This window comes from Aeromonas sp. A35_P (assembly GCF_002259925.1).
Lineage (GTDB): Bacteria > Pseudomonadota > Gammaproteobacteria > Enterobacterales > Aeromonadaceae > Aeromonas > Aeromonas dhakensis.
This window is the reverse complement of the sequence record NZ_NEVB01000162.1, coordinates 1-3376: the sequence shown is the minus strand read 5'-3', so window position 1 is coordinate 3376 and position 3376 is coordinate 1. Positions and strand designations below refer to the sequence as shown.

3 protein-coding genes and 3 pseudogenes are annotated in these 3376 nt (G+C 49.5%); 3 read left to right on the top strand and 3 right to left on the bottom strand.

From position 1 onward, the window contains the following. Positions 1-262: integrase core domain-containing protein (locus CAK78_RS10295; protein ID WP_141214167.1), on the top strand; the 262-nt coding region annotated here is incomplete at its 5' end. A 121-nt stretch (positions 263-383) separates the two neighbouring features. On the opposite strand, the pseudogene CAK78_RS10290 reads toward CAK78_RS10295, so the two are convergent. Then, a pseudogene (locus tag CAK78_RS10290) lies at positions 384-1078 on the bottom strand (IS3 family transposase); the annotation flags it as partial. Positions 1079-1374: 296 nt separating this feature from the next. Further along, the gene (locus CAK78_RS10285) at positions 1375-2409 is read right to left on the bottom strand and encodes an IS110 family transposase (RefSeq protein WP_094697194.1); all 1035 of its coding nucleotides are present in this window, start codon (positions 2407-2409) and stop codon (positions 1375-1377) included. A 73-nt stretch (positions 2410-2482) separates the two neighbouring features. Between CAK78_RS10285 and CAK78_RS10280 the strand changes: the two are divergent. Then, positions 2483-2710: pseudogene (locus CAK78_RS10280) on the top strand (integrase core domain-containing protein); the annotation flags it as partial. 55 nt (positions 2711-2765) lie between these two features. Continuing rightward, positions 2766-2930, top strand: a pseudogene (locus CAK78_RS10275) (IS481 family transposase); the annotation flags it as partial. A gap of 202 nt (positions 2931-3132) precedes the next feature. On the opposite strand, the gene CAK78_RS10270 reads toward CAK78_RS10275, so the two are convergent. After that, a partial coding sequence (locus CAK78_RS10270) for a TolC family protein (RefSeq protein ID WP_176452744.1) occupies positions 3133-3376 on the bottom strand: 244 nt, incomplete at its 5' end.

Here is a 3376-nt window from a genome sequence, read left to right as displayed (position 1 = left end):
TGAGACCCGCGCGTTCGCACGAGAAATCGGGTTGGAGCCCAGAACAACGGCGGTGAGGAGTCCACAGAGCAACGGTATCGCGGAGAGCTTCGTGAAGACGATGAAGCGAGACTATATCGAGATGATGCCGAAACCGGATAGCCGAACAGCGGTAGGCAATTTGGCGATCGCGTTCGAGCATTACAACGAGCACCACCCGCACAGCGCCTTGGGGTATCGTTCCCCTCGGGAATATCTGCGCAGTCGGGTATCACAACCCTAAGCGGGAAAGAGTGTCTGGATCTATGGGGTCAAATCCATCAGGTTGAGCCGGAATGAGCGTTCACATTGGTCCGGAAATGGTGTTCACGTTGAACCGGAATCGGTGTTCATGATCGGCCGGAATATGCAATATCGCCGCACCACACCTGATTGGGCTGCTGAACATCAAATTCACGGGCCAGCAGATTGGGAATATCCTGTCGTTCAGACCGGGCAACCTGATAGCGATGAGCGCCGGGCTGCTTGGATACCAGCCCGGCTTCCTTCATCAGACTGCGCACTTTGAATCGACCAATCTGATGTCCCAACTCTTGCATCATCGACATCAAGGCGCGGCTGCCAGCCGAGTCCCGGCTCGCTTTGAACAAGCGGCGCAACTCGCTGCGTTGTTGCATCCGCTCACGGTTAATCACCCGTTTGCGAGCCTGATAGTCGTAAAAACAGGACGTGGGAACATCAAAAGCGCAGCAGACCAGGGTGATGGGGGCTTGCTCCCTTAATCGGTCTATCAGCGCGTACGTGTGAATTCGTCCGCCATCAAGAGAGCAGTAGCCTTTTTTAGAATGTCCTTTTCGCGCTCGAGCCGGTTGATACGGGCTTCCAGCTCCTGGATTTTTTGCTGTTCCGGGGTCAGCGCCTTGCTGATCGGGGTTGTGCCAGTTCGTTCGGATTGAAGCTGCTGAACCCAGCGGCGAAGCACGGTTTCACCGACATCCAGTGAACGGCTGGCTTCGGGGACAGAATATCCCTGGTCGAGCACCAGGGATGCGGCTTCCAGCTTGAACTCGGCAGTAAATGAGCGACGTAATCTTGTCATTGAACACCTCAGGTCTGGGTGGCGACTGTACCACCTAAAATGGTGTCCGGGATGATTAGACCATATATGGACGCCCCCGGGTTGTGCAAGAACTGAGCTGATACGGTTTGCAACCATATATCCGGCGTTATGATGGGATTAACTCCCTCGCCATGATGTCATCCGAGCCTTGCTTCCTTATCACTACACCGGTATATACATACCCAGGTCTAATTCAGGCTATTACAAGGACGGTACCCGTGTCTTCATCAGTGCCTGCAAACTCAGTAACGTGTATTTTCTAAGCAAATATCAAATTAACTTCCTGCAAAAGCTCTGCTCATACTGAAATCAACCGAGTCAGTTAGTACCCGCCAGATAATCCGGGTTAACTTATTTGCCAGGGCTACGGTGGCTTTTAAGAACCCGCGCCGCAATTCAATTGCCTTCACCCATCTCCCTAAACTGTCATCCCGTTTTTGCACACAGCGCATCACCGCTCGAGCGCCATGGATGATCAAGGTCCTCAAGTTACGATTACCGTTCTTGGTCATGGATGAAAGCCGTTGTTTTCCACCTGAACTGTGCTGTCGAGGGACTAAGCCACACCAAGCAGAAAGCTCACGGCCGCTGGAAAACTGGGCGGCATCAACCTCACTGACCACCGCAGCGGCAATCAGTGGCCCGACACCAGGAATGGTCAATAAGTGGTGATAGGCAACCTGCTGGCTGGACAGTTCAGCTAGTTCCTTATCCAAGGCATCAATTCGTTCAGTGAGCATCTGCATATCTTCTCGTAACAGGCTCAGTAGTCGGCGAAGCGTGAAGGTTATCGTATTGTCTCCGTCCTCAAGCACTTCTGGCAGTTGTTGCTGAAGACGTTGTAACCCGGCTGGAATAATGACTCCATACTCAGCAAGTAATGCCCGTAGTTGGTTAGCCAGAGCGGTTCGCTGCTCAACTATGAGCTGACGAGCACTACGTAACGCCTTGATATCTTGTTGTTCTGTAGTTTTAACTGATACGAAGTGGATCCCAGGTCGGCAAGCTGTTTCACAAATAGCTAATGCATCGTTGGCATCATTCTTCTGGTGCCTTGTAAAGGCTTTGACATGCTGTGTGGGAATGAGTTTTACGTCATAGCCCATAGATATCAGTGTCCGTCCCCAGAAGTGAGATGTTGAGCAAGCTTCCATAGCAATCAGTGTTTGCGGTGGAAACTGGCGCAACGTGTGGAGCAGTTTCTGGCGAGATATTTTACGATTCCAGGCAACAGAACCATCAGCCATCCATACACACACCTGAAAAACAGACTTAGCAATATCGATTCCAACTACTTTGATCGTGTTCATGTGGTGCTCCCCCAAGTTGAACGCTGTCAGCCTAAGTATGAAACTGACCGCGCTGGGCGGGGGCGTCCATCACATCACTACACTGCATCGTACCCTGTTGGATGAACACTTCCGTATCAAGGGGAGAACGACCTGGTATGAGTCGGTGGAGCAGATGCAGACAGACCTGGACAGTTACCTGGAGCACTACAACACCCAGCGGCCACATCAGGGCAGGATGATGGAAGGACAAACGCCCTACAGCATGTTCAAGAAGGGTCTGAAATTGATACCGAAGGAAGTGCGCACTAAAGTAGCGTAAACAAGACACCGGTTTGAGGCCGGTGTCAGGTGATAACTAGATCTGTACAACCTGATATAAGTCGGTAGAGCAGATGCAGACAGACCTAGATAGCTATCTGGATCACTACAACAACCAGCGACCACATCAGGGCAGGATGATGGAAGGACAGACGCCCTACAGCATGTTCAAAAAGGATCTGAAATTGATACCGAAGGGAGTACGCACTAAAGTAGCGTAAACAAGACACCGGGTTGAGGCCGGTGTCAGGTGATAACTAGATCTGTACATCCAATTTTATGCCACACTGAAGTGAAGCACTATTAGCTAAATGCTATATCTTGTGGAAAAGCCTCAAGTATCTTTTACTTGAGGCTCCATTACTATTTAAATGAGAAATCTTTAAGCAGAATATGGACGTGCGTATATAATCTCCATGATGATTAACGATTGCTTCCTCTCGTAAGCAATATCAAACGATAGTAATTAGCATATGTACTTGCCATAATGCGTGTATAATTTATTTGATTTTGACTCAAATCCCTAACAGCATTAGTTATGTCCATCCATGATTTTCTTCCTACCTCAAATTGTCTTTCATATGAAAGTAAAACCTCTTCAGAGGTTGATACTGATGCCTTGGCTATATCTATTATATCTCTAGCATCATAGAGATTCGTATATGCC